At 57.6% G+C, this 25,182-nt stretch carries 23 protein-coding genes; 18 read left to right on the forward strand and 5 right to left on the reverse strand.

Annotated features, from left to right (window positions below):
* Positions 1-18: 18 nt before the first annotated feature.
* From HF931_RS06615 to HF931_RS06635, 5 genes are all read left to right on the forward strand, one after another.
* The gene (locus HF931_RS06615) at positions 19-1,275 is read left to right on the forward strand and encodes a thiolase family protein (protein ID WP_233348651.1); all 1,257 of its coding nucleotides are present in this window, start codon (positions 19-21) and stop codon (positions 1,273-1,275) included.
* Complete coding sequence (locus HF931_RS06620) at positions 1,272-2,429, forward strand: acyl-CoA dehydrogenase family protein (protein ID WP_273242594.1); 1,158 nt, start codon at positions 1,272-1,274, stop codon at positions 2,427-2,429. The genes HF931_RS06615 and HF931_RS06620 overlap by 4 nt, the downstream gene beginning before the upstream one ends.
* Positions 2,430-2,435: 6 nt before the next feature.
* The gene (locus HF931_RS06625) at positions 2,436-3,542 is read left to right on the forward strand and encodes a CaiB/BaiF CoA transferase family protein (RefSeq protein WP_034763804.1); all 1,107 of its coding nucleotides are present in this window, start codon (positions 2,436-2,438) and stop codon (positions 3,540-3,542) included.
* 158 nt (positions 3,543-3,700) lie between these two features.
* On the forward strand, positions 3,701-5,866 hold the full coding sequence (locus tag HF931_RS06630) for a PQQ-dependent dehydrogenase, methanol/ethanol family (protein WP_273242596.1): 2,166 nt from the start codon (positions 3,701-3,703) through the stop codon (positions 5,864-5,866).
* 53 nt (positions 5,867-5,919) lie between these two features.
* A complete protein-coding gene (locus HF931_RS06635; RefSeq protein ID WP_139068737.1) occupies positions 5,920-7,542 on the forward strand; it encodes a hypothetical protein in 1,623 nt (540 codons plus the stop codon).
* Positions 7,543-7,934: 392 nt separating this feature from the next.
* On the opposite strand, the gene HF931_RS06640 is transcribed toward HF931_RS06635, so the two are convergent.
* A complete protein-coding gene (locus HF931_RS06640; protein ID WP_112061425.1) occupies positions 7,935-8,993 on the reverse strand; it encodes a site-specific integrase in 1,059 nt (352 codons plus the stop codon).
* A 110-nt stretch (positions 8,994-9,103) separates the two neighbouring features.
* Between HF931_RS06640 and dusA the strand changes: the two genes are divergently transcribed.
* The 6 genes from dusA to HF931_RS06670 all read left to right on the forward strand — a co-directional run bounded on the left by dusA (position 9,104) and on the right by HF931_RS06670 (position 16,462).
* A complete protein-coding gene (gene dusA, locus HF931_RS06645) occupies positions 9,104-10,081 on the forward strand; it encodes a tRNA dihydrouridine(20/20a) synthase DusA (RefSeq protein ID WP_273242600.1) in 978 nt (325 codons plus the stop codon).
* Positions 10,082-10,170: 89 nt separating this feature from the next.
* Positions 10,171-11,727 carry a YifB family Mg chelatase-like AAA ATPase gene (locus HF931_RS06650; RefSeq protein WP_273242602.1) on the forward strand — a complete coding sequence of 519 codons (1,557 nt, stop codon included), beginning with the start codon at positions 10,171-10,173 and terminating at the stop codon, positions 11,725-11,727.
* A 35-nt stretch (positions 11,728-11,762) separates the two neighbouring features.
* The gene (locus HF931_RS06655) at positions 11,763-13,253 is read left to right on the forward strand and encodes a response regulator (protein ID WP_035547381.1); all 1,491 of its coding nucleotides are present in this window, start codon (positions 11,763-11,765) and stop codon (positions 13,251-13,253) included.
* Positions 13,250-14,974, forward strand: a complete 1,725-nt coding sequence (locus HF931_RS06660; protein WP_051602388.1) for an AmpG family muropeptide MFS transporter — start codon at positions 13,250-13,252, stop codon at positions 14,972-14,974. Before HF931_RS06655 ends, HF931_RS06660 begins: the two co-directional genes overlap by 4 nt.
* A gap of 46 nt (positions 14,975-15,020) precedes the next feature.
* The gene (locus HF931_RS06665) at positions 15,021-15,491 is read left to right on the forward strand and encodes a YybH family protein (RefSeq protein WP_273242605.1); all 471 of its coding nucleotides are present in this window, start codon (positions 15,021-15,023) and stop codon (positions 15,489-15,491) included.
* Between the two features lie 89 nt (positions 15,492-15,580).
* The gene (locus HF931_RS06670; RefSeq protein WP_051602387.1) at positions 15,581-16,462 is read left to right on the forward strand and encodes an ion transporter; all 882 of its coding nucleotides are present in this window, start codon (positions 15,581-15,583) and stop codon (positions 16,460-16,462) included.
* Between the two features lie 68 nt (positions 16,463-16,530).
* On the opposite strand, the gene HF931_RS06675 is transcribed toward HF931_RS06670, so the two are convergent.
* Complete coding sequence (locus HF931_RS06675; protein WP_273242607.1) at positions 16,531-17,076, reverse strand: fasciclin domain-containing protein; 546 nt, start codon at positions 17,074-17,076, stop codon at positions 16,531-16,533.
* Between the two features lie 185 nt (positions 17,077-17,261).
* Between HF931_RS06675 and HF931_RS06680 the strand changes: the two genes are divergently transcribed.
* The 5 genes from HF931_RS06680 (at position 17,262) to HF931_RS06700 (ending at position 21,318) form a co-directional block, all read left to right on the forward strand.
* Complete coding sequence (locus tag HF931_RS06680) at positions 17,262-17,972, forward strand: molecular chaperone DjiA (RefSeq protein WP_035547377.1); 711 nt, start codon at positions 17,262-17,264, stop codon at positions 17,970-17,972.
* A gap of 88 nt (positions 17,973-18,060) precedes the next feature.
* A complete protein-coding gene (locus HF931_RS06685; protein ID WP_273242610.1) occupies positions 18,061-18,345 on the forward strand; it encodes a hypothetical protein in 285 nt (94 codons plus the stop codon).
* Between the two features lie 128 nt (positions 18,346-18,473).
* The gene (locus HF931_RS06690; protein ID WP_273242612.1) at positions 18,474-18,857 is read left to right on the forward strand and encodes a BlaI/MecI/CopY family transcriptional regulator; all 384 of its coding nucleotides are present in this window, start codon (positions 18,474-18,476) and stop codon (positions 18,855-18,857) included.
* The gene (locus tag HF931_RS06695; RefSeq protein ID WP_273242614.1) at positions 18,854-20,722 is read left to right on the forward strand and encodes a peptidoglycan DD-metalloendopeptidase family protein; all 1,869 of its coding nucleotides are present in this window, start codon (positions 18,854-18,856) and stop codon (positions 20,720-20,722) included. Before HF931_RS06690 ends, HF931_RS06695 begins: the two co-directional genes overlap by 4 nt.
* Before the next feature lie 80 nt (positions 20,723-20,802).
* The gene (locus HF931_RS06700) at positions 20,803-21,318 is read left to right on the forward strand and encodes a hypothetical protein (RefSeq protein ID WP_273014333.1); all 516 of its coding nucleotides are present in this window, start codon (positions 20,803-20,805) and stop codon (positions 21,316-21,318) included.
* On the opposite strand, the gene HF931_RS06705 is transcribed toward HF931_RS06700, so the two are convergent.
* From HF931_RS06705 to HF931_RS06715, 3 genes are all read right to left on the reverse strand, one after another.
* Complete coding sequence (locus tag HF931_RS06705; RefSeq protein WP_035547367.1) at positions 21,315-22,250, reverse strand: ribose-phosphate pyrophosphokinase; 936 nt, start codon at positions 22,248-22,250, stop codon at positions 21,315-21,317. The two genes, HF931_RS06700 and HF931_RS06705, sit on opposite strands and share 4 nt — an antisense overlap.
* Before the next feature lie 87 nt (positions 22,251-22,337).
* Complete coding sequence (pgeF, locus tag HF931_RS06710) at positions 22,338-23,105, reverse strand: peptidoglycan editing factor PgeF (RefSeq protein WP_273242617.1); 768 nt, start codon at positions 23,103-23,105, stop codon at positions 22,338-22,340.
* A 9-nt stretch (positions 23,106-23,114) separates the two neighbouring features.
* Entirely contained in the window at positions 23,115-24,050 is a 936-nt protein-coding gene (locus HF931_RS06715; protein ID WP_273242619.1) for a peptidylprolyl isomerase, read from the reverse strand.
* 47 nt (positions 24,051-24,097) lie between these two features.
* On the opposite strand from HF931_RS06715, the gene HF931_RS06720 reads away from it, so the two are divergent.
* Together HF931_RS06720 and HF931_RS06725 are read left to right on the forward strand one after the other, a co-directional pair.
* Complete coding sequence (locus tag HF931_RS06720; protein WP_035547361.1) at positions 24,098-24,955, forward strand: 50S ribosomal protein L11 methyltransferase; 858 nt, start codon at positions 24,098-24,100, stop codon at positions 24,953-24,955.
* Positions 24,956-25,012: 57 nt separating this feature from the next.
* On the forward strand, positions 25,013-25,180 hold the full coding sequence (locus HF931_RS06725) for a DUF2256 domain-containing protein (RefSeq protein WP_273242621.1): 168 nt from the start codon (positions 25,013-25,015) through the stop codon (positions 25,178-25,180).
* The last annotated feature ends 2 nt before the right edge of the window (positions 25,181-25,182 follow it).

The following is a 25,182-nucleotide window of genomic DNA, read 5'->3' on the forward strand; positions in this document are numbered from 1 at the left end:
GTAGATGGGGAGAGAGTCTTGTCGGATAGTAAGATTTATATTGTAGGCGTCGGCATGACGCATTTCGGGCGGCATCTGGAAGCAAGTATTTCTGAATTGCTGGACACCGCCATTTTGCGTGCGGCGGATGATGCAGGCTGCACCAAGGCCGCCGTGGAGGCAGTTTACCATTCCAGTGCGACCCAAGGGTTCTTGCAGGGACAAACCTTTGTTCCTGGCCAGGTTGCGCTCAGCAAGATCGGGCTGACAGGTATTCCCGCATTCAATATTGAAAACGCCTGTGCGTCCAGTTCATCCTCCTTTCACCTTGCTGTTCAGGCGCTTAAGGCTGGTATGCAGGACGTTGTCCTGGCGGCGGGTGTCGAGAAAATGAACGTGCCTGACAAGGCGAGGATGTTCGCTGTGTTCGATGGCGGTTGGGATGTTGAGACACCTGAGGAGAATGCCAAAAGGCTTCTCCAGTTGGGCGAAGGTGTTGCCGAACCGGAGGGATCGGAATCTGAACGCCCTTATAGCGTATTCATGAAAATCTACGCAGCGTTCGGCCGGAACCATATGAAGCGCTATGGCACGACTCAGCGCCAGATTGCTGCGATAGCCGCGAAAAATCATCAGCATTCAGAGCACAATGAGTATTCGCAATACCGTCAGCCTTACACGATTGATGAAATTCTTTCAGCACCTCCCATCACTTACCCTTTGACGCTGCCAATGTGCTCACCGATCTCGGATGGTGCTGCAGCGGTCATCCTTTGCAATGAGGAAGGCTTGAGGAAGATTGGTGCCACTACGTCACGAGCCGTCCAGGTTATGGCCAGCGCCGTTGCAAGTGGAAACCCCGCGCGCAGCGCCGATGCACCGGAACGCCATGTTGCGCGAATTGCCGCTGAGAGGGCGTATGAAATGGCCTGCCTTTCACCAGAAGACATGGACGTTGCCGAGGTGCACGATGCAACCGCGATTGGTGAGTTGATGCACGCCGAGAACTTGATGTTAGTTCCGATCGGTGAAGCAGGCCCGGCAGCGGAACGCGGGGACTTCACGATTGGCGGCTCAATCCCGATCAATCCGTCTGGCGGGCTGGAGTCCAAGGGCCACCCCATCGGCGCAACCGGGCTGGGGCAAATTCATGAGCTTGTCACCCAATTACGCGGCGAAGCTGGAAAGCGCCAGGTTGATGGTGCCCGACACGCTATCCACGAAAACAGCGGCGGCCTAATTGGCATTGAGGAGGGTGTTGCTGTGGTCAACATTTTCAAGAGGGCAAATGCATGATTGGGGGATTAGATATTTTCTTTGACAAGGCTGAGCTCGCCGCAATCGAAAGCCTGCGTCGCTATCTTGATGAGCAGCTGGAGCCGGAACTGGCTGCGCATGGGGAAGACTTCGTTCCAAAGGACAAAATGCAAAGCTGGACGCAAAAGCTGGCAGAATTTGGTCTCGTCAACGCCCCACAGCCGGAATCTGCCGGCGGGCTGGGGTTGTCCTGGAAGCTGCACGTTCAACTAATTGAAGAGCTTGCCTATAGTTCGGGAGACTTGGCGATAGCCGCACTTGTTAATGGCAGCGCAGCGTCGATGCTGGTCAAACTCGCGCCGGAGCACATCAAGACACGTTACCTGCCTAGATTGTTGGCGGGGGAACTTTTTGCGTCTGTCGGCATTTCCGAGCCGGATGTCGGTTCGGATGTCGCGGCGGCGAAAACCAGGGCTGTGCGAGATGGTGACCATTGGGTGATTTCTGGTGAGAAAACATGGATCACCAATGGTGAGTACTCAGATTTTTTCATCTGCACCTGCCGAACTGGCGAGAACGAACTGACCCATATCCTGCTCGATCGCAATGAGCATCCTTATGAAGTCCGCGGTATTCCAAAGATCGCGCTCAATCGACAATCAACATCACAGGTTTTTCTCGATGATGTGCGCGTTCCGGTCGAGAATACTATCGGTGAAATAGGCTCGGGTCTGAAGAACACGCTCACCCTGTTCGAACGCGCGCGAGTTCACGTCGGGTCGTGGGGCTATGGCATGGCGCGGCGCGCGCTTGATGAGTCAATAAATTATGCAATCGACCGTTCGCAGCATGGCAAACCAATTGCCGGCCACCAGCTCATTGCAGAAAAGTTAGCTGTAATGGCCACAGAGATCGATGCGGCGCGCCTGTTGTCTTTGCGCGCAGCGGGCATGATTGACGCCGGACAGCGCTGCGACAAGGAGTGCGCAATGGCAAAATGGTACGGTACCGAAATCGCTGTCAGTGCAACGCGCCAGGCAGTACAGATTCACGGCGGTAATGGCGTCACGAAGGAGTTCATTGTCGAGCGCCTCGCCCGCGAAGCGATGATCGCACCCATTCCGGATGGAACGACGGAGATCCAGAAACTCCTTATCGGGCGGAGCCTGACGGGCGTCTCGGCGTTCAGGTGACGTCCCGTGTCTAAAGGACCTCTGCAGGGCATTCGGATTGTCGAAATCGAGGGCATTGGGCCGGCGCCCTTTTGTGGCATGCATCTGGCCGATCTGGGCGCGGATGTCGTTCTCATAGAGCGAAAGACCAAGGGCTCCGATCCGGGATCGACTTTGCCTGTCGGCATTCTGAAAAGAGGCAAGCGCTCGATCGCTCTGGACCTGAAAGACTCTGAAGACCGCGCGGTCGCGCTGGATCTGATTGCGACGGCGGACGCCCTGATCGAGGGCATGCGGCCGGGAGTGATGGAACGCCTGGGCCTTGGTCCGGAAGTTTGTCTGGGGCGGAACCCACAGCTTGTCTTTGGTCGCATGACGGGCTGGGGGCAGGCGGGACCGCTCGCCCAGGCGGCTGGACATGATATCAATTATGTATCCGTCAGTTCAGCTGCCTGGTTTGCAAGCCCAACTGGAACGCGATCACTGCCGCCACCAGGCTTGATCGGGGACATTGGCGGCGGTGCGAACTATCTGACGATTGGCATTCTCGCGGGCATTCTAAAGGCCAGGGCCACCGGTGAGGGCGATGTGATTGATGCAGCGATTGTCGATGGGTCGGCGCATATGATGAACCTCATCTTCGATTTGCTGCCCAGCGGCATGATGCAAGCCGAGCGCGGGCGCGGCTTTCTGGATGATTCCCCTTGGTACAGTTCCTATCGCTGTGCAGACGGGCGTGACATCACGCTTGGCGCGCTAGAACCGAAATTTTACGCAGAACTTCTACAGCGCCTCGGTCTTGCAGGCGATCCCGACTTCGAAGACCAGTATGATCGTGATAGCTGGTCGAAGCAGTCAGAGAAGTTTCGTGCTCTTTTCGCAACCGAACCATCTGCATACTGGCAAGACTTACTAGAGGGGACCGATGCATGCTTTGGCCTTGTGGAAAGTCCGATCAGTGCACCTTTGCACCCTCATAATCTGGCGCGCGGAATCTTTGAAAACAGCCAGGGTTATGTTCAGGCTGTTCCGGCCCCGCGTTTCCAATCGAACGTGCAGGCAATCCCCGGTCCAGCACCTGAGCATGGTCAGCACCAGCAAGAGCTGCTCAAGGAGTTGAAAACCCGCAACTAGATCCGTTGCAAGTAGGTGTCCCAGGCTTTGTCGCTGGCACAAAATGACGGAACATTGGCGTTGCGCGGGGCTTGAGAAACTTCGCCGTTCCAGTGCAATCTTGCTTGGTATGAGAAAAAATCCAGAACCTCATCCACTGGGGTGTCCGGGAGGACAAAATGAACGGCAAAAAAATGCCCGCTACAGCGCTGAAAGTCATTCTGACGGGCGCTACGATCGGTCTTCTGGCTGCCTGTGGAGGGGCGGTCGACTCTGGCGACGCTTCCACACAAGCCTCCCAGGGGATCAATGAGGAACGTTTGCTCAATGCCGCAGGCGAACCACATAACTGGCTTACTCATGGTGGCACGTTTTCAGAAACGCGGTTTAGCGCGCTTGACGCCATTAATCTGGAAACAATCGACCAGCTGGATCTTGCCTGGGCGGCACCGCTTGGCAGCTATCGTGGCGTAGAGGCAACCCCGATCATTGTTGATGGTGTCATGTACACTACGGGTTCGTGGAGCGAAGTGCTGGCGCTTAATGCTGCCACAGGAGAAATTCTTTGGCGCTACGATCCGGAGGTTCCCCGATCAAAGGGCGCACATGCTTGTTGCGATGTCGTCAATCGCGGCGTGGCTGTCTATAACGACAAGGTCATATTCGGGTCGCTGGATGGTCGTCTGATCGCTCTTGATTCAAAGTCAGGCGAACAGATCTGGGAGACCCGTACTGTACCGCTCGAAGAACCCTATACGATCACAGGGGCGCCTCGCATTGTGAAAGGCAAGGTCATCATCGGAAATGGCGGTGGTGAGTTCGGCGTTCGCGGATTTGTTGCAGCGTATGATGCTGAAACAGGTGAACAGGCCTGGAAGTTCTACACTGTGCCGGGAAATCCGGATGATGGATTCGAAAACGAAGCCATCGAGATGGCTGCTGAGACCTGGACAGGCGAATGGTGGAAGCTGGGCGGTGGCGGGACTGTCTGGGACAGCATGGCATTCGATCCTGAACTGGACCTCCTCTATATCGGCGTTGGAAACGGCTCGCCCTGGAATCAGAAAGTACGAAGCCCGGACGGCGGCGACAATCTGTTCCTGTCATCAATCGTCGCGTTACGTCCAGACACAGGAGAATATGTCTGGCACTATCAGACGACGCCGGGCGAAACTTGGGACTACACAGCTACGCAGAATATCATTCTAGCTGATCTTGAGATCGAGGGAGAGCTTCGTCAGGTGCTGATGCAAGCGCCGAAAAACGGCTTCTTTTATGTCATCGACCGAATAAGCGGCGAACTTATTTCCGCAGAGCCATTTGTTCCCATTAACTGGGCCACACATATCGATATGGAGACCGGGCGTCCTGTTGAAAACCCCGAGGCGCGCTATCTGTCTGGTGGACCTGCGCTCGTCAAACCCAGCCCATTTGGTGCCCACAACTGGCACCCCATGTCATTCAATCCGGAAACAGGGCTGGTATATATTCCCGCACAAGATGTTCCTTTCCTCTATTCCGATCAGATCGAGGGCGAGATTGCCCGCTTTGACCGAGACGCATTCAATATCGGTGTCAGCCTGACAGACGCATTACCGGAAACAGAAGAAGCACGTCGCACACTTCTGCGCCAACTTGTCCAAGCACATCTTGCTGCCTGGGATCCGGTAGCTCAGAAAGAAGTCTGGCGTGTTCAGCATGAGCGAATGTGGAATGGAGGTACGCTGACAACGTCTGGAGATCTGGTATTCCAAGGCACGACGAGCGGCGTTTTCAATGCTTACAACGCCAAAACAGGCGAAGAACTGTGGTCGTATCCGGTTGGTGTCGCAATGGTCGGTGGACCTGTGGCGTATGAGGTCAATGGCGAGCAGTATGTTGCTGTATCAGCTGGTTGGGGCAGTGGTGCCAATTTGCTCGCCGGCTTCTATGTCGGGCAGACAGGAGGCCCGGTTGAAGGCCATGTACTTGCCTTCAAACTTGGCGGAGAGGGCGAGCTAAACGTCGCCGCGCTTCCGCAGAAGGCAACGCCTGAGCCAGCGCGACAGCCGCATTCGGCTGAAGCGGTTGTACGGGGCACAGACCTCTACGGTCGATTCTGCGGTGTCTGCCATGGCGGCGCGGCCATTTCGTCCGGAACGCTCCCCGATCTGAGGCAGTCAGCGACTCTCGGGATAGACACTTTTGATGCTTTCCTCCTTCAAGGGGCCGGCGAAGCGATTGGCATGCCCAACTTCGCCGGCCGCCTAAGCCAACAGGAAGTCGATGATATTGAGGATTTCATCCTCTCTCGAGCCTGGATGGCGTTTCAAGACGAGCAACAGTCGACGTCTCAAGCTGAATAGTATTCTGACAATTCGCTAAACCAGTACAAATCTGTCACTCTGGGAGACAACAAATGAAACCTCATATCGCTGCTGCTGCAGTCGCAATCGTAGCCGTGCTTGGTGCATGCTCCACTATCCCAGTCTTTGATGCGTCGGGTCCGGAGTTTCCTCCAATGAACCCAAATCTGGTGGACAGCGAGCTTGCCACCACGCATTTTAATCCGGCTCAACAGGATTCCCTTCCGTTTGCTGGGCCGGTCGGTATTCACGAGATTGATGATGAGGGTATTCAAAGGGTCCCGGCAGGGTTGGTGAACCTCACGCTTATGCAATTACCAACTTATCCTTCAGGTGAGCAGGTGGCCATCTCCGCCAACAATAATCGTATCTCCAAAATCCTGATTAGCGATGGCAAGTTTCAACTGATCAATGCTCTGCCTGTGGAAGGTCAACCCTTCATGTCTGTCGAGGATGCTGAACGTATCGCCGTCGAAATGGATAGTACGGCCTCAGAAGCTGAACTGCTTGGCTATCTCAATCGGAACTATCCACGTTATGTTGAGCGGGTCGTCGCCAGAGCAGCAATCTATAATGTCGTCGACCGCAATGGTGACTTCTACACTGTCGTCAACAACGATGTCGTCGTTTATGGTGATGCCGAACCCGGCAATCCGCTGTCACCACTGGTGGAAAAGCGCCGCTTTCAGCTGCCGCGCGAATATTTCAATCCAACACTGGAAGACCCTGATGCTGTGTTCGGATTGAATCTGACTTATGATGGCATGCTGGCGCTGGTGACGATGGGCGGCGTTGTCGTCATCGTAGACCGAAATTTTGAACAGGCACCGATCATTCATGAGTTGGCTGACGATGAGCAGGTTACGAACTCGATCGCCATTGATGAGGGTGGTGGCATTTATGTTCTCTCAAATAGGAGGCTCCATAAACTGGTTTGGGACGGGGAAACACTTCACTCTAGAGGGTATGGCGCGTGGTCATCAGAATACGATTCCTTCACCGGCAAACTTGGCGGCGTGAGTCTCGGCAACGGATCAGGCTCTACGCCCTCACTTATGGGCTTCGGAGACGAGGAAGACAAACTTGTTGTCATCACGGACGGAGAGTTGATTATGAATGTCGTCGCCTTCTGGCGCGACGATATTCCAGAGGATTTCGTCCAGAAGCCAGGGACCAAATCGCGTCGAATTGCCGACCAGATTCAGGTTAGTTTCGGAAAGTCTGACCTTGAGCGCGCCCAGTCTGAGCAATCCGTTGCGGTATATGGCTACGGTGCCTTGGTGGTAAACAACACATTGCCATCGCCATTGCCAACAATGCTGGAGAATGTTGTCATGTCTGGTAGACTACGCAAAGGACCGACGGGTGCTGAAAAGTTTGAATGGGACGTTGAAGCTGACCGCTGGGTGCGTGCCTGGGCAAATCCCACTGTATCGAGCCCATCAACCGTCCCCATGATTTCTGGCGGCGCCCAACAGGTCTATGTCAATGGTTTCGTAGACGGAAAATGGGAGGTCACAGGTCTTGATTGGGAGACGGGTGAAGCCGTTACACGGCTTCGCCTTGGTGATAGCCACATTTACAATGGCGCTTACTCTGTCATTCACCTCCTGCCGGGCGGCGATATCGTTCTTGGAGGATTGCTGGGCATGATGCGGATATCGGTCGAGCGCTAGGTGTTGACTTTAGTATGATGTGTTGAGTTTCGGCGCTCTGTGCATTGTAGTTAGCGGTGAAATCTAGTTCTATAGATCAAGCTTGATTTGGCAGGGAGTACAATCCGCGTTAACTATGGCTATCGGTGCCGGTGAGCGGCGTCGAACTCAAGCGGTCTACAAAACTGTGGACCAAAATCAGACCGAGCTGAGGACCAAGAATCGATTACACTTCCCGTAAGTGATTGAAAAATATGGATAAAAAATATGGAATGTGGCACGTCACTCGCGCCGAACTTTATCCGCCAGCTCGCTATTTGCGTTTGTCGGAGACGTTCGACGTTAGAACGTGTCGAGGTTTGAATTCGCAGACTTTTGCAGGATGCAGTATTCGACGCTCGAAATGGGGTTCACTATCGCGTATTGGCCAAGGCAAGAGCCACAATTGAATCCGCACTAAGGTGCGTATATCGCTTGAGCATCTTCCAGTCTTTGTGGCCCGTCACCAAGGCAACTTCCTGAATTTTCAACCCTGCCTCGAAGAGCCTGCTTGTGCCTTCGTGGCGTAGGTCGTGGAAGTGCAGGTCCTCGATATCGAGGTCGGTGCATGCGCGTCTGAAGGCGGTTCCGATTGAGCGTGGGTTGTGGGGGAATACGCGGCCGGTGCTGTCGCTGGTCCGGCGTTGTTCGTTGATGAGCTCCCAGGCGTCATAGCCCGTGAGATCTACAAGCGGCACTTTCTGATGATTGCCATCTTTTTGTCTGGGGTCCTTCCGATCACGGACCGTAACGATGCGCCGCCTCATATCGACATCATCCCACTGGATTGAGCAGATTTCTGATTGGCGCATGGCCGTCGCAATTGCGAAGCGCACGATCCGGCTCATCGGAGCACGATATCGCTCGTTAGCGTCGAAGAACTCGAACAAGTCATCGAGCTCTTCTTGCGAAGGTCGGCGGTCCCGTTCCCTGCTTTTTCCGATCAGGCCGAGCCTATTGAGCGCAACGCGCGCGAGGTTGATTTCCTCGACCGGTGTATGGACGCCGTGCACAGCTTTGGCATGCAGCAGGATCGTCTTCAGATAGGATATGTCCATCGCGATGGTTGGAGGCCCGGCGCCTTCGTGAGATCGCTGACGTCCAAATTCGACAACGGTTTCGCGGTCAATCTGATCGATGCGCATGTGGCCGATATCGAGTTTCAGCTTGGTGAGCGAGTATGACTTGGATCGGCGCAAAGGCTTGCGGGATTCGTGCATGTCCGCGATGTGGAGATCGACGAGATCAGAAAGTGTGTTGAGATGTTTGGGACGGGCTTTGGAGACACTTTCGCCGCGGTCGATACGGCGCTCCATATCCACAGCCCATCCGTCAGCGTCGCGGCGACGCTTGAAGCTCTTCGAGACATACCGCCCGTTTCGCCGCACCTGGGCCCGCCAGCTTCCGGAGGGAAGTTTTACAATCGTCGCCATTTCGTGTGCGCTCCGTGTGCACAGACAGATCAAAACCGGTACAAGCGTGTGCAAATTGGTCCAAAAAAGTGCACACGTTCTTGTTTTAGCCCTTTGAAACTACTGAAAAAATGCAAATAAATCAAGCCTATAGATTTTCTGTTGCCCCTATGATGGACTGGACGGACAGGCATTGCCGCATGTTTCATCGGTGCTTGTCGAAGCGTGCGCTGCTCTGGTCAGAAATGGTGACCGCAGATGCGGTAATTCACGGCGATCGGGAGCGCTTGATTGGCTACTCGGAGGCAGAGCACCCGATCGTCCTGCAGCTCGGGGGAAATGAATCCGTCAAGCTCGCCGAGGCCGCTGCGATTGCAGAACAGTCCGGCTATGACGAGGTGAACATAAACTGCGGATGTCCATCAGACCGGGTTCAGTCTGGGGCATTCGGCGCATGCCTGATGGCTCGGCCGCAGGAAGTCGCCGATTGTGTAAGCGCGATGCGGGCTCGCGTGTCCATTCCAGTCACAGTGAAATGTCGCATCGCGATTGACGATCTGCCAGCGGAAGAAACCCTGTTTGGCTTCGTCGAAACCGTAAGCGCCGCAGGGTGTGATGTGTTTACGGTGCATGCGCGCAAAGCCTGGCTGAAAGGGCTCAGCCCGAAAGAGAACCGGGATATTCCGCCGCTCGACTACGGACTTGTCGCGCGGCTGAAGGCTGCCCGGCCCGACCTGACCATTGTTCTGAACGGCGGCATCACGACCCTTGAAGATTGCCTAGAGCATCTGGATACGTTCGATGGCGTTATGCTCGGGCGCGCGGCCTATCAGACGCCCGCCTTGCTCGGAGAGATCGACGCAGCCCTGTTTGGCGAAGGGGCAGCGGTATCGCCTTTCGAGGCAATCGAAGCATATCGGCCTTATATGGCGGATCGCTTGGCAGAAGGTATGGGACTGCATGGTATGACGCGGCACATGCTGGGCCTGTTCAACGGCCGCCCCGGTGCGCGTCAGTGGCGTCGTACCCTGTCTGAAAAAGCGGTGCGAAAGGGCGCGGGCCTTGAGGTTCTGGACGAAGCGCTCAGCGCTGTGATGCACGACGCCTGATGTAAAGGCGTTTCAACTTTTCGGAATTTCGTTCTTTATTTGTTCGTAGAGTTCTGTTAACCATTTCACCCAGGTTGAAGGGGTTGGACATGGTTTGCAGGGTCACGACATTTGCGTTTGAGGGCGTTGAGGCGCAACCCGTCGACGTGCAGGTGCAAATGACGGGCGGGCAACCCGCATTTCATATTGTCGGACTTCCGGACAAGGCCGTTGGCGAAAGCCGCGAACGTGTCAGGGCTGCTTTCGCGTCTCTTGGCCTCGCATTGCCGCCAAAGCGTGTCATTGTGAACCTTGCGCCAGCGGACTTGCCCAAGGAAGGCAGCCACTACGATCTGGCAATTGCGTTGGCAATTCTCGCCATGATGGGCGTGGTCCCGCCAGATCAGCTCGAATCCTATGCAGCGATCGGCGAGTTGTCTCTCGACGGCTCATTGGGGGAGACATTAGGTGTATTGCCTGCGGCTATGGCAGCAGAGGCAATGGATCTCCAGCTAATCTGCCCACAGATTTGTGGCGCAGAGGCGGCTTGGGCGGGCGGCAGCGTTGTCGGGGCAACCGGCCTCATCGCATTGATCAATCACTTTACGGGCCGCGCAGTAATTTCCCCGCCTCAGCCGGGGGAGCTTGCCACACCGCCTGCGGGGCCAGACCTGCGGGATGTCAAAGGCCAGGAGGGTGCCAAGCGCGCGCTCGAAATTGCCGCTGCCGGCGGGCATAATCTCCTGTTCTGCGGGCCGCCGGGCTCAGGTAAATCCATGTTGGCGCAGCGCTTGCCGGGGATATTGCCTCCACTGTCTGCTCGGGAATTGCTGGAAGTCTCCCAGATACAATCCATAGCCGGATTGCTGGAACGAGGGCGACTGTCGCGTCGTCGGCCCTTTCGGGCACCACACCATTCTGCGTCAATGGCGGCGCTGGTCGGCGGCGGCATAAAGGCCCGGCCGGGTGAAGTATCCTTGGCGCATCATGGCGTCTTGTTCCTGGACGAGTTGCCGGAATTCACGGCCACTGTTCTCGACAGTCTCCGTCAACCTTTGGAGGCGGGCGAAGCCGTCGTGTCGCGTGCCAACCGGCATGTGCGCTATCCAGCCCGGTTTCAACTGATCGCCGCCATGAATCCCTGTCGTTGCGGGGGAGGACCGGGCGCGGCCGCATGCAGGCGCGGCCCGCGTTGTGCGCAGCAATATCAGGCGCGATTGTCCGGCCCGTTTCTTGACCGGATTGATCTTTACTACGACACGCCACCCGTGACAGCGGTGGACTTGGCTTTGCCGCCGCCGGCAGAAGGCTCTGCTGAAGTGAGGGAGCGTGTTGCCCGCGCGCGCGATATTCAGACCGAGCGATTGGCGCATATGGCAAGCGATACGTGCCGGCCTGTAAACGCTGACACGCCGCTGCCGGAATTGGAGAAATCGGCTGCCCCCGATGAGGCGGGTGCGGCCTTGTTGTCAGATGCAGCCGCCAGGCTTCAATTGACGGCACGGGGCTATAGCCGCGTCCTCAAGGTGGCGCGCACGATTGCTGATCTGGAAGGAGCAGAAGGCGTCCGCCGTATCCATATCGCGGAGGCGTTATCCTATCGGCATCGCCCGGCTAGAGGGCCGGAAGCATCAACAATCCCGGCGCAAGACGGGCTCGTCGGTTAAACGAATGCTAAAGGCTTTGCCTTATGGGGAGGGGCATGACGGACGCATCAAAATCCCCCGAACAGGTCGGTAAGCCGGAAGACACATTCCTCGCTACGGCCAGCCATGAGATACGCACGCCGCTGAACGGCATTCTCGGAACTGTATCCCTGCTCCTGGAAACGGAGCTTGCGCCAGCTCAAAGAGAGTATGCTGAAGCTATCCGTATGAGCGGCGCGCGGCTTCTCGATCTTCTCAACAATGTGCTTGATTATGCCCGTCTGGATGCGTCAGCGGTTGATCTGGAAGTCGAAAATTTCTGCCCCGTCCGCCTTGGCCGCGAAGTGATTGAGCTGCTCAGTCCTCGCGCCCACGCCGCCGGACTTGATCTTGCTGTCAGGGCGAATCCTCTGCCGATGCCGACCTATTCCGGGGATGCCGGTCGTATACGGCAGATCCTGTTCAATCTGGTGGGGAATGCTCTGAAATTCACCCAGCAAGGGGCGGTTCTGCTGGATGTGATCGCCCTTGAAGAGGGGTTGAAATTCCGGATCATTGATACCGGCCCGGGCATTGCCGAAGCAGATCGCAAGAACTTGTTCAGCGCGTTCACGCAGTCCACCACGCGCGATGCGTTCAATGATGGCGGCGTCGGCCTGGGGCTCGCCATTGTCAAACGATTGACAGATTTGCTTGGAGGCAAGGTCGAGATTTCGGGCGCGCCAGGACTGGGCACGTCTTTTGATGTGTTTCTGCCGCTTGCCAAAGCAGACATGGCGCCAACCCATGATCTTCCGAAACTGGAAATGACTGTCGGACTGGTTGGGTTGCCTGCTGCCTCGACCCTCGCCGCCGCGGCCGCGCTGCACGGGGCGTCCGTGCGAACTGTCTTGATCAATCCGTCCAATCCCGATGTCCCAGCCAATGTCGATGTATTGCTCATCGGTGCAGACTTGCGCGAAATGCTTGTCCGCAGTTTTGCGAGTCAGAAGCCATCTCTGGTCGTTTTGCGACCGGAGGATCGCGGCGCAATTGATCGCTTCCGTAGTCTCGGATGTGCCGGTTGGCTGGTTCGCCCGCTTCGCGCGTCATCAATTGCGGAGCGCGTCTTTGTCGTGAGGTCGGGAGAGCTGGCGCCGGACGAGCCGGAACAGAAAACCGGCGCAGGTCATGTTCTGATTGCAGATGACAATCCGGTAAACGCCTTGATCGCACGTCGTGCCTTGGAATCGGCCGGTTTTAGCGTCACTGTGGCCTCCACCGGAAGCGAAGCCGTGGAGACTGTCGCCCAGATGACCCCTGACCTCGTCCTGATGGATTTGCGCATGCCTGTTATGGATGGCTTTGAAGCCATGCGGCGTATCCGCGAGCACGGCGGTCGCATGCCCATCATTGCAGTGTCCGCCGAAATGAACCCGAATATTGAACGCGAAGCCAAGGCGGTCGGCGCAGACGGGGTTGCTGCCAAGCCATTGGATGCTGAAGCCTTGCGGACACTTGCCATCAACTGGACGATCGGCGCCGCCCGGCGCGAAGGCGCCGCATGAGCGATACATCGGCGCCAACGCCGCCCGCGGTGAAAGAGCCCTCACGCGCTGTTCGCGCCTTCAAGGCGTTGAAGGATCGCCGTATGGCGGCGATGCTGATCCTCTCATTCGCGGCAAGTATTCCCTATGGCGCGGTTGTCGGGGTTCTCTCCGCCTGGCTGACGCAGGAAGGAATCGATACGGACACAATCGGCGTTCTGGCGCTGGTCTCGCTCGGCTATTCGTTCAAGTATTTGTGGGCCCCCATGTTTGGCCGTGCCCGGAATGTACCTTTCTTGCGTATTGGGGGGCGGCGATCCTGGCTGGTCCTGTGCCAGTCGGTGATAGCGCTGCTCCTGATCGTTCTGGCCTTCAGCAATCCGCCCGAGAACATAGGCCTCGTCGCGCTGATCTGTTTCGTGATCACCATAATTGGGCCGACGCACGATTTGATCCTCGATGCGTGGCGGATCGAGGTGGCGCGATCCGAAGAAGACAAGGATCTGATGTCGGCGCTGTATCAGTTCGGTTACAAATCAGGCGGATTCATATCCGGTTTCCTCGCCCTGTTGGTCGCTGCGCGCGTTGGATGGACCGTTTCCTACGTCATGATGGCGGTCTTCATTGCCTTCACTGTCCTGGGCAGTCTGCTTGCGCCGGAGCCGGAATCTTCTTCAAAGCCAGATACGAGCCGGATGAGCTTCCTGCCGTCACTGCGAAGGAGAGTGACGCTGCCTGCCGTCGTCGTCGTATCGCTCAGTTGGGTGGTCGGCTTCACCTTGATCGGTATCTTTGTCGTGAGAAAGCTGGCGCTTGGCGCTGATATTTCATCACGTGTTTTCGTGTCAGAGCAGGGGCCTATCATTGTCTTGCTGACGGTTGTGCTACCGGCCGTCGTGGCGGCGCTGCTTGTATTCACGCAGAAGGCCGTTGCAACAGAAGCGCCGCTATTTGTTGCGGGGCAGACACGTGGGGACAAGCTGCTCTCCACCCTGTTTCGGGCGATCTTTGATCCGTTGATGGAACTGATTTCCCGGCTCGGCTGGTGGACAATTCTCGTGCTGGCTCTTGCGCTGACCTACCGGTTCACGGATGCCGTCTGGGGATCGTTCGCCTATCCCTTCTATCTGCGCACTGATCTCGATGCCCTCGGCCACACGCTGGATGATGTTGCGATTGCGTCCAAATTCTTCGGTGTCGTCGCCACAATTCTCGGGTCGCTGATTGGCGCGACGTTGATCGCTGTGCTGGGCCGGATGCCTGTCTTTTTCGTTGGCGGCATCGTCGCGGCGGTTACCAATCTGCTTTACGCAGACCTTGCCGCTGGCGCGGCGGCGGTTGATGGCTTCCTCGCGTTCACGCATCTCGATGCGCCGCTGATTGCTTTTGCCGAATGGGCCGCGAAATTGCAGCCGGAGGAGGTGATGATTGCGTCAGACCAAGGCCAGCGCATGGCGCGCCTGATGGTGACGATCTTTGCTGAAAACATCGCGGGCGGGTTCGCGCTTGTGGCGATGACGGCATACCTGACGTCCGTGGTGAACCCGCGTTTCGCTGCGGTTCAATATGCCCTGCTAGCGTCCCTGACGATGCTGATCGGCACGCTCGGGCGGCCATGGCTTGGCGAAATGATCGAGCAGAACGGCTTTTATGACGTGTTCATCATCACCTTCTGGCTAGGGGGTGTTGCGGTTGCGCTGAGTGCCCTAGAATGGGCCCGTCAGGCCTATCTGAAACGGTAGGACATTGCCCCGCTTTTTTATGCGGGTCCGAACCGGGAGATTTGTGATGCGGTCAGCTGTTTTCGCGGTCATTTTGCCGATCCTTGCTACAGGGTGCGCTACGTATTCTGAGCCATCGTCTCATCTGAGCGGCGCAGCTGAAGCGCAGGAGGCCGCCGCAATAACTGCCGTGCTGCAGGCGCAGGACGAGGCCTGGAATCGCGGGGATATCCCGGCATTCATGGCGGGCTATTGGAAATCGCCGAATTTGCGCTTCGCTTCAGGTGGCAACGTCGCGCGGGGGTGGGATGCGACGCTGGAGCGATACGAAAAGCGGTATGACACGCCCGAAAAGATGGGCCAATTGATCACCTCGGACTATGAGATCGAGCTGCTTTCCCCTGATGCGGCCATCGCGCATGGCCGCTGGATGCTGGAGGTAGACGGCGACAACCCGTCCGGTCTCTACACGCTGGTCATGCGCAAGATCGCTGGTGAATGGGTCATCGTGTCGGACACGACAACGTCAGCCGACTAGGGGCGATCCACATCCGATGACTTGGCATGCCGGGCAGTTGCGGGCAGAACGCGTTGTGGCCTATCGACCGGAGGGGAACGGCACAGACCATGAAACGCGCAACGCTCGATTTCGACACGCATAATTCTGCTCTGGAAGCCATGGTTGAGAAGCCGTGGTTCCGACATTCGATCATCGCATTGATTATCATCAATGCTGTGATCCTGGGTATTCTTACCTATCGCGCGAGTTTGCCGTCCGGTCTGGTGCGGTCGCTGGATGTCATCGACCAGTCCATCACATACATATTTGCTGTCGAAATCCTGTTGAAGCTGATCGTCTATCGGATGCAGTTCTTCAAGCGTGGTTGGAACTGGTTCGATTTCATCGTGATCGGCGTATCGCTGGTGCCAGGCAGTGCCGCATTTGGTGTGCTGCGGGCACTCCGTGTGCTGCGCGTGCTGCGTCTCCTGCACATTGTCCCAATGATGCGGCGGATCACGGAAGCGCTGATGAAGGCGCTTCCGGGTATGGGCGCGATTTTCGCCGTGCTTGCACTGATCACTTATGTCGCCGCAGTCATGGCTACCAACATGTTCGGCAATACGGACAATGAGGAAGTCACGGAGCTGTTCGGAGATTTGCCGCGCTCTGCCTATTCGCTGTTCCAGGTCATGACGATGGATGGTTGGCGTTTCGAAGTGGTTCAGAAAGTTATTGACGATGGCAATCCATACGCCTGGCTTTTCTTCCTGATCTTCATCTTCATTGCCAGCTTCGCCATCCTGAACCTCTTCATCGCGCTCATCGTGGATTCGCTGGCAGCAGAGCAGCAGGCCATCATTGAGGAGGGACTCGACGAGATTGAGGAGGAGCTGGAAGGCGAGCTGATGACGGCGGAGAAGGGGCGTGTTGCCGTGTTGAGCGCGATCCAGGATATGCGGTCAGAGATTGCCGCGTTGCGGGCAGTGGTCGAGTCTCAAAGGAAGTAGTCGACCGTAATAAAAGGCCCGCCAGAAGAGTTTCAGGCGGGCCAGATTTCTAGCGCTTGAGTACAGACCTAGCTGCTCGGCAGCAATACTTTGTCGATGACGTGGATCACACCATTCGAGGCCATGATGTCTGCTTTCACGACGGTCGCGTCGTTCACCATCACACCATTTGTGCCGTCAATCGCGACTTCGCCATTCAGCGTGTCGACGGTGAGTGTCTGTCCGGCGAGTTGATCTGACGTCACTTTGCTGCCGGCGATAACGTGCAGCTTCAGGATCCCGGCGAGTTGGTCCTTGTTTTCCGGCAGCAGCAGAGTTTCGACCGTGCCGTCAGGCAGTGCAGCGAAGGCCTCGTCGGTTGGCGCAAAAACGGTTAGCGGGCCATCACCTTTCAGGGCGTCAACCAGGCCGGCAGCGGTGGCGGCCGCCAGAAGCGTCTCGAACTGTCCAGCTTCTGCTGCGGTGTCGACAATGTCCATCTTGGTCCATTCGCCTTTGACCAGTTCGGCTTCAACCTGATGGGCAGTCTTTTGCTTCGTGTATTGGCAGGTTTCGGCAAATGCAGGAGCTGCGGTCAGGGCAAGGGCGGCGGAAAGCGCGATGAGGTGTTTCATAACTGGGGGTCCAACATAATTGGCGGGTGGAACCATATCCACCTGCGCCCCTCTGTACGAGCCACCTGCGTGCGGGATCAGAATCTAAAAAATTATTCACGATTGAAATTGTGAGCAGTACTTCACGTAACTGTCAGCATGCCGCTCTCCCAAATCTGGAAAAATGGGGTATAGATTTGCGGGAAATGTCTTTGTGGACCAGACTGCTTGAAGGCGGACGTCGCCTGTTCGACCCGGATCACTCCGACGGCGATTCCGCCGATGGGGGCGATTTCGCCTGCGCGCCAGATCCGAACGATGTCGGCTTCACAGCGGCGGTTGTTGGCCTTGGCGCCAAGCTGGCCGTCGCGGATGGCAATGTGTCCGACGAAGAGATCATGACGTTTTCGCGGGTCTTCCGCGCTGCGCCAGAAGATGCCGACAGCGTGCGTCGCGTATTCAACATCGCCCGCCAGACGGTTCGCGGCTATGAAGGGTATGCCCGCAAGATTGGCCGTCGTTATCACGACCGTCCTTGCCTGTTGGAAGGCGTGCTGGACGGTCTGTTTCAGATTGCCGGGGCAGACGGCGTTGTTACGGCCGATGAACTCGATTATTTGCGCACGGTTTCCGAGGCGTTTGGTTTCACTGAGCAAACATTCCGCCGCATCAAGGCCAGTCATCTGGGACCAGACGGGGACGATCCCTATCACATTCTCGGCGTTGCGCATGATGCCGACTTTTCCGCCATTCGCGCGGCATATCGCCAGTTGATGGCGGACAATCACCCTGACCGCGTTGTGCAGATGGGCGCGCCACGGGAATTCGAAGATGCAGCCCACGCCAAGGCTGCGTCGATCACGGCGGCCTATGCCCAGATCCGCACGGAACGCGGCCTGCTCATCCGGCCCGATTGAGGCAATTGCGTGATTTCACATGGTATCGGCATTGCATTCCATTGACGGAACGCAACGCTGACGCCATGTTTGTTGTTCAGACGAGAGAATGATGACCCACACCGCTTCCAGTTCCGCCCGTTTTCAGCTTGCAGGTGCCTTATCAGGTGCAATCAGCCTGGCGGCGCAATTGTGCATTGGGTTATTGCTCGTCTTGTTCGCCGGAATGCTGGCGCTGATGACCGCAATTGCGGGCGTTCTGCTTGCGGCGGCGGCTTTGGTCATGCGGTTTGCTGGTCGTAGGGGTGTACGCCGCACGGCGCCCCAGCGCCCAGATGAGCAGCCGATGACACTTGATGCCCGGCGTACGCCGCGCGGCTGGACCGTCGAGTAGGCGCGATATTTTCCGACAATTGAGTTACGAAGCGCTGCAATACTGTTGCAAGGGATGGCGCATACGTTTCACTTGACGCGAACTCGCTACAAATGTAGCGTACTCGTGTCAGTGTTAGCGAGGTGCCCATGTCACAGCCAAATCCTTCTGAACTCAATGTCCTGAAACACCTCTGGGCGCATGGCCGGCAGAGTGCGCGCGAAGTACATGATGCCGTTGGGCCGGGGCAGGGGTGGAAGCCGTCAACCACCCGGACCGTGATTGCCCGTATGGAAGACAAAGGCTGGGTCACACGGCAGGATGTTCACGGAATAACCGTGTTCACTGCCGCTATTGACCGCACGGCGACTCTAGGGGGGCTTGTTCGCCATCTTGCGCGACAGGTTTTGGATATGGATGGCCCACTGCCAGCGGCGCTTTTTGCTGAAAGTCCTCACCTCTCTGACGCGGAACTGGACGAGCTTGACGCCATCATCAATGCAGCTGAGGGCGAACAGGAGGACAAGGCATGAGCGTACTCGGACTTGTTTGCCTGACCTTTGTCTGGAGCGCCGCATTGTGGGTGCTTGCGTCAGCATTATCATCACTTAACCCGTCGCCCAAAGCTGCACAGGCTATCTGGCGCGGTGCAGCTGCGCTGATATTCGCGCCGTTTGTCGCGTCTGCCTTCATGCCGGGGGTTGGTCAGGTCGCGGTTCAGGCTCTGCCGGATTTGCCGATGGTTGAGGCGCTGACCATCCAGCCAGCCGCTGAATTTAAGGATGTGACACGCCCAGCATTCCGTATGCCGCACGTTTCGACGCTGGTCGTTTGGGGGCTGGTGGCGGGTTGGTGCGCTCGGGGAACTTGTTGGGCCTTCGGCCAGTTCCGGCTTCAGCGCTTGAAGCAACGTGCGCGCGCAGTCTTGCGCCCCGTGGGTCATTGGGCCGAGGCGGTTGGATTGAGCCAGGCTCCAGACGTGCGCGTCATACCACACGGCGCCCCGTTCCTTGCGGGAATACTCCGCCCCGTGATCTACATTCCGGCTGCCTTGATTTCGAAAAGCCACACGCCGCAGATCATCGTGCATGAAATGGTGCATCTGAAGCGAGGTGATTTGCTGACCCGCCCCCTCGACCGGGTCGTGGCTGACATCTTCTGGTTCTCACCTTTTGCCTGGGCCATGCGCGAGCGGCTTGATTACTGGCGCGAAGCCATCGTGGACGAGGAGACTGCCGACCTTACCGGGGACCGTATCGCCTATGCCCGAGCGCTCACTCAAGTCGCCCGCCATGCCCGGCCTCCCATGATCCTGCCCGTTGCAGCATTCATTCTCAAAAAGGAAGGAACTCTGAAAATGCGCCTGACACAATTATTGACGGAGACGGATCATCGGCCGAAACGCCTCGGACTGGCGGTTGCGACAGCGCTCGCACTGGCTGCGCCACTCGCATTGGCGCAGGGCTCCCTCATCCGTGGCGCAGCCGCGCTGCCCGCAGCCACTGTCAATTACACGCACCCCATTCTCGACAAAGCGAAGCTGACCAGCGCTTTTGGGATGCGCACACATCCGATCACAGGCGAAGAGAAGCTGCATCGTGGGATTGATCTGGCCGAAGAGGCAGGCAAGCCAATCTATGCGCCGACATCCGCAATTGTCACGCGCGCCGAGATGACCAAGGGGTATGGCAATCTGGTCGAGATCACCGCTGGCAACACGATTCTGCGCTTTGGTCAGTTGCAGGACATCAAGGTTGCCGTTGGTCAAACCGTATCAGGCGGAACGATTATCGGAACCTTGGGCCAGTCCGGTCAGGCAACTGGCCCGCACCTGCATCTGGAAGTCTGGCGCGATGGCTCGGCTGTTGATCCGATGGCGGAAGAGGGGCTGGAACTGGCGAAAAGTCTTTTCATAACGGCAAATTCTGGTGCAAGGCTGCCGGCACCGGCGGCTGCTCCCAAAGCTCCAAAGACACCCGCCGCGCCACAGCCTGCTGCGGCACCAGAAGCGCCGGAGGGGTGTGAGGCAGACAAGGTCTGGTTTACTGAGCGCGATATGTCTCCCGAATGGCGCGAGCGTGCAGAAGCCGCCAAGCTTGCGAACAAGTCGGCCTGGTTGAATCTGGATGCCGGATGGGTGCCGACCACGGTCAAACATCCCGCGCCGTCTTATCCTATCGATGCCGCCAAACAACATCTCAGCGGTGCGTGTCTGGTCATGTTCGATCTCGGAGTTGACGGTCTGCCAAAGAACAAGATCGCCGAATGCTCAGACCCGGCATTCAACACCGAAGCCGTCAAACTGAACGGTGCCGTGTTTGAGCCCGTGAAGAATGAGGCCGGCAAGGCGGTTGAAGTGAAAGGCGTGACCTATCCGCTGGAATTCTGCATCGGATAAATTGGTGGAACTTTCCTGGCGCGCGGCGCGTCTGGTTTCGAGAAGAAACCTTTCGTGTCGCGTGTGAGGATGTTCCTGCCATGTCTGCTCCAAAACCCATCGGAAAGAGTAAACCGATAATCGGTGGTGTACTGACTTTTGTCCTGTTCGGAGTACATCGTCTGTTTGTCGGGCAGATTTACTCTCGCTCAGAAGCGATGAAACTGGTCGACAGCCTTTCCGATTCGTCGCTCTACTTTGGCTCCGCCATTGCCAGTGCATCCGCGACGATTCTGGCCCTCATGCTCACCATGCTTGGCATGATGCACAATAGCAGCGCCGACATTGGTATCTGGCTGTTCAAGCGCGTTCGAATGATTGCCTGGTTTGCGACGATCAGCTTGTGTAGCGCGGTCGCATTGCTGACCTTTTCATCCATCCCCATCGGGGAATTTGAAGACATTCCAAAGGACTGGTTCGTGATGTCTTACTATGCCATCGCAACATTGATGGCGATCCTGGCTGGGCTCTTGGTCACCAGCATTCTGCTGATCCTTGGCGCCGTCAGGTATCTTGTGAACCGATTGGCCCCTGAAGTGCAGGAAGACGCCGACTAGCGATCGAACAGTTTCGAGACGCTCTCTTCATTCGCGATCCGGCGTATAGCCTCGCCCAGCAGAGGGGAAATTGGCAGGATGCGGATGGATTTCGACTTGATCGCATCCTCCGATGGCTGGATCGAGTCGGTCATCACCAATTCGTCCAGCACGGATTTCTCGATCCGCTGAACGGCATTGTTCGACAGAACACCGTGAGTGACATATGCCGCGACAGATTTCGCGCCATGCTCTTTCAGCGCCGCGGCTGCGTTCGCCAGCGTGCCGCCGGAATCACACATGTCGTCGAGCATGATGCAGCGCTTGCCGGAAACGTCACCAATGATGTTCATCACTTCCGACTTGCCAGCCTCCGGGCGACGTTTGTCGACAATCGCGAGGTCAGCCTCAAGCCGCTTTGCCAGGGACCGAGCACGAACCACGCCGCCAACGTCGGGAGATACGACAATCAAATCCTTGCTACCGTAGCGCTCCTTGATGTCATCCACCATGACCGGGCTGCCGAACAGGTTGTCGGTCGGGATGTCGAAGAAGCCCTGGATCTGCCCGGCATGCAGGTCCACCGTCAGAACGCGGTCAGCCCCTGCGCTGCAGATCAGATTTGCTACCAGCTTTGCGGAGATCGGCGTACGTCCATCAGTTTTGCGGTCCTGACGGGCATAGCCGAAATAGGGGATGACGGCCGTGATACGGCGGGCCGACGCGCGCTTCAGCGCGTCCATGCAGATCAGCAGCTGCATCAGATTGTCATTGGCGGGGTAGGACGTCGACTGGATGACAAACACATCCTCGCCGCGAACATTCTCATCGATCCTGACGAATATTTCCTGGTCCGAGAACGTCTTGACTTCAGAGCGCGTCAGGCGCGTGTCGAGATAGTCGGCGATGGCTTCTGCCAATGGCCGGTTCGCATTGCAGGAAAGCAGTTTCATGATGTATCGCCCGTGAAGCCCGTTGGTGTCGCTTTTGTAACATAGGGCAGCGAGTCGCAACCGGACTCTGTGCGGTTTTGCAGAAAATTACAGATGAAGCATGATCACTGAGGCATTTCGGCCATAGTCCGGTTCGCCGCGATGATTGCGCCTGCGATTGGAGAAATAATCCTTCTCCAGTGCGCACGTATCGAGTCCAGAATCATGGACTGAGTGAACGCCCAACCGGTCCAGACGCTGGCGACAATAGCCGGGCAGGTCAAACTGGAATCGGTCTGCCTTGCCCGGAATAAACAAGGCTTCGCTTTCCGGAGACGCCACCAGAAACGTGTCCCGAAATTCCGGGCCGACTTCATAACTGGCCTGTTGGATGGTCGGGCCGATGGCTGCTCGGATGCGGCCTGGAGATGCGCCCAGCTGCGTCATCGCAGAAACCGTGGAATCGAGGACACCGCCAATGGCGCCTTTCCATCCGGCATGTGCCGCGCCGATTACGCCGGCGTCCGGGTCAGCAAACAGGACGGGTGTGCAGTCGGCGGTCAGTATGCATAGCGCGAGTCCCGGCTCGGTCGTGACCATCGCGTCGGCTTCGGGCCGCACAGTCCAGGGGGAGGTTACGTGAACGGCATCAGAGGAGTGGATCTGATAGCAGGAAAGAAGGGCGCGGGCGGACAGTGTGGCCCGGACACGCTCCCGGTTCGTCGCTACGGCGTCTGGTGAATCGCCAGAACCTTCGCCGACATTCAGGCTGTCATAAAGCCCGCTCGACACGCCGCCTTTGCGGCCGAAGAAGCCGTGTCGGACTGTGCTGATGGCGTGTAGATTGTCGGCGGTGACGGAGGGAGGAATCGACATGGGTTCAGCCTAGTCGCTGATCCGGCGCGCTGGAACGGGCAGCGTGCATATGTCGAGCCGCTTGGGCGGCGTCACGACAAAGGCGTCGACTGCACCATAGTCACGTTTCGAATCTTTCAGGATTTCCCACTCTGCACTGTGTGTCGCCATGACTTCCCAGCGGGGGCGGATATCCGCGGGCATATCTGCTGCCACGCCGACAGAAAGGATGCGGTTTGCGGCGAGACGCTCAGCCCGCCTTGCAAGGGCTTCCTCGGATGTTTCCGGATCGAGGAAGGCGGCCAAGGCGTCTTCAGGGGTGGGATCGACGCGGTCGAGTCGGTTGATGTGGTCCATCCCGGCGATCACCCGGCCGAACAGTGTGTAGTTCCGGTCCAGATACCGTCGCTGGCCAATCGCGATATAGAGTTCCGTTGCGCCGGAATCTGGCGCCGAGTCTCGCGCCATCCCCAGCGCACCGGGGCAATGCAGCAGCCATTCCTGCCCGCCCTCTCTGCCCACGGCAAAGCCGTCACGATGACCTGTCGCCTCAGCAAACAGGTCAGGGTTTCCGAGCGGGACAAAGCCGTCAATTTCGATCGGGCGTTCGGCTTCGAGGGAGAGTTCGGCCCATCCGCCCAGACGATGCTCAAATTCCAGGCCTGCCTGCGCCACATGGCCATCAATCACGCGGTAGAAGAATTCATCATTGTACAGGTTCGCGCGAACCGCTTCACGGAACTGCGCTGCATGGGCCGGGGCGGCGTTTGCGGCCAGTTCAATTACGGCCTCTCCTGTGAGAGTCTTCAGGATTACCAGATTTTCCGCTTCCACTTCTCGCCAGGGCGCATCGTGACTCGTTTGCGGGGCAGGGGACGCGGTGCCCTGTGGGCTGGAAACGGGGATGGATTCGCAGGCTGTCGTCACCATCAGTGCTGCCGCCGCTGCCATAAGGAATGCTCTCACGTCTTTGTCTCCTTCCCAAGAAACCGTCCGCCTGCTAATCGCCGCGCATGTATCAGATAACTGCAAAGGGCGCGCGGGCGCCAGTCGAAACGGCGTGGGATGCGCTGGCCTGGGCAGATCCTTCGCCAGCAGGCGCGGTCGACGCCAAGGAAGATGGACGCGGCAGCTGGCGGCTCGACGCCTTTGCCGAGACCGAGGAAGAGGCGGAAGCCTGTGTCGTGATCATCGAAGAATCTGCGCCGGAACTGACCGCGCGGATCGAACAGGTGATCGAACAGGATTGGGTTACGCTGTCGCTTGAAGGCCTGCCGCCAGTGAAGGCCGGGCCGTTCATCGTGGCGGGAAGTCACGCCTTGGCGCGACAGTCTCCGGGCAAGATCGCTGTCCTGATCGAAGCCGGGCCAGCCTTTGGCACCGGCCATCACGGTACGACGCTGGGCTGCCTGCTGGCGCTCGACGAAGTTCGCCGCAGCCGGAAAGTCGGCAAGGTGCTGGACCTCGGAACCGGATCAGGCGTGCTGGCGATTGCGGCTCTGAAGGCTGGCGCGACGTCGGCCATAGGCACCGACATTGATCTCGACAGTGTGCGCGTGGCGAATGAGAATGCCCGGAAGAACCACGTCAACGGGTTCACCGCCATGCATGTGACCGGCGCAAATACGCCTCGCATCCGTCAGGGCGGGCCTTATGACACGGTTTTCGCAAACATCCTCATGCGGCCACTGATCGGGCTCGCGCCGGACATCGCTGCGCTGACGGCGCCGGGGGGCACGATCATCCTGTCAGGTCTGCTGCACCATCAGGCGCCGCCCGTTCGCAACGCGTTTGCGTCCCGAGGCCTGGATTTCCAGAAGCGTATTCGCGAGGATGGCTGGTCAACGCTGGTGTTCCGCAAGCCTGACTGAGGCGATTGCCGCAGCGTCTGCCCGGCCTAGATGAAGCGCGGTGGAGGCGCTTCAGACATGTCCAGACCCGGCAGCAAACCAAAGCGTGTCAGCAAGGCTGACCTGCCCGAGAAAACCTGCGCTGTCTGCAACCGCCCATTCTCCTGGCGGAAGAAATGGGCGCGGGTCTGGGAAGACGTAAAATATTGTTCCGAGCGGTGCCGCCGCGACGCCCTGAAACGTTGACC

The organism is Hyphomonas atlantica corrig. (assembly GCF_017795365.1).
Taxonomy (GTDB): domain Bacteria; phylum Pseudomonadota; class Alphaproteobacteria; order Caulobacterales; family Hyphomonadaceae; genus Hyphomonas; species Hyphomonas atlantica.

Coding starts and splice junctions, on each gene's coding strand:
- HF931_RS06620 (WP_273242594.1), top strand. CDS start 1,272: ATGATTGGGGGATTAGATATTTTCTTTGACAAGGCTGAGCTCGCCGCA.
- HF931_RS06630 (WP_273242596.1), top strand. CDS start 3,701: ATGAACGGCAAAAAAATGCCCGCTACAGCGCTGAAAGTCATTCTGACG.
- HF931_RS06635 (WP_139068737.1), top strand. CDS start 5,920: ATGAAACCTCATATCGCTGCTGCTGCAGTCGCAATCGTAGCCGTGCTT.
- HF931_RS06640 (WP_112061425.1), bottom strand. CDS start 8,993: ATGGCGACGATTGTAAAACTTCCCTCCGGAAGCTGGCGGGCCCAGGTG.
- dusA (WP_273242600.1), top strand. CDS start 9,104: ATGCAAATAAATCAAGCCTATAGATTTTCTGTTGCCCCTATGATGGAC.
- HF931_RS06650 (WP_273242602.1), top strand. CDS start 10,171: ATGGTTTGCAGGGTCACGACATTTGCGTTTGAGGGCGTTGAGGCGCAA.
- HF931_RS06655 (WP_035547381.1), top strand. CDS start 11,763: ATGACGGACGCATCAAAATCCCCCGAACAGGTCGGTAAGCCGGAAGAC.
- HF931_RS06660 (WP_051602388.1), top strand. CDS start 13,250: ATGAGCGATACATCGGCGCCAACGCCGCCCGCGGTGAAAGAGCCCTCA.
- HF931_RS06665 (WP_273242605.1), top strand. CDS start 15,021: ATGCGGTCAGCTGTTTTCGCGGTCATTTTGCCGATCCTTGCTACAGGG.
- HF931_RS06670 (WP_051602387.1), top strand. CDS start 15,581: ATGAAACGCGCAACGCTCGATTTCGACACGCATAATTCTGCTCTGGAA.
- HF931_RS06675 (WP_273242607.1), bottom strand. CDS start 17,076: ATGAAACACCTCATCGCGCTTTCCGCCGCCCTTGCCCTGACCGCAGCT.
- HF931_RS06680 (WP_035547377.1), top strand. CDS start 17,262: ATGTCTTTGTGGACCAGACTGCTTGAAGGCGGACGTCGCCTGTTCGAC.
- HF931_RS06685 (WP_273242610.1), top strand. CDS start 18,061: ATGATGACCCACACCGCTTCCAGTTCCGCCCGTTTTCAGCTTGCAGGT.
- HF931_RS06690 (WP_273242612.1), top strand. CDS start 18,474: ATGTCACAGCCAAATCCTTCTGAACTCAATGTCCTGAAACACCTCTGG.
- HF931_RS06695 (WP_273242614.1), top strand. CDS start 18,854: ATGAGCGTACTCGGACTTGTTTGCCTGACCTTTGTCTGGAGCGCCGCA.
- HF931_RS06700 (WP_273014333.1), top strand. CDS start 20,803: ATGTCTGCTCCAAAACCCATCGGAAAGAGTAAACCGATAATCGGTGGT.
- HF931_RS06705 (WP_035547367.1), bottom strand. CDS start 22,250: ATGAAACTGCTTTCCTGCAATGCGAACCGGCCATTGGCAGAAGCCATC.
- pgeF (WP_273242617.1), bottom strand. CDS start 23,105: ATGTCGATTCCTCCCTCCGTCACCGCCGACAATCTACACGCCATCAGC.
- HF931_RS06720 (WP_035547361.1), top strand. CDS start 24,098: ATGTATCAGATAACTGCAAAGGGCGCGCGGGCGCCAGTCGAAACGGCG.
- HF931_RS06725 (WP_273242621.1), top strand. CDS start 25,013: ATGTCCAGACCCGGCAGCAAACCAAAGCGTGTCAGCAAGGCTGACCTG.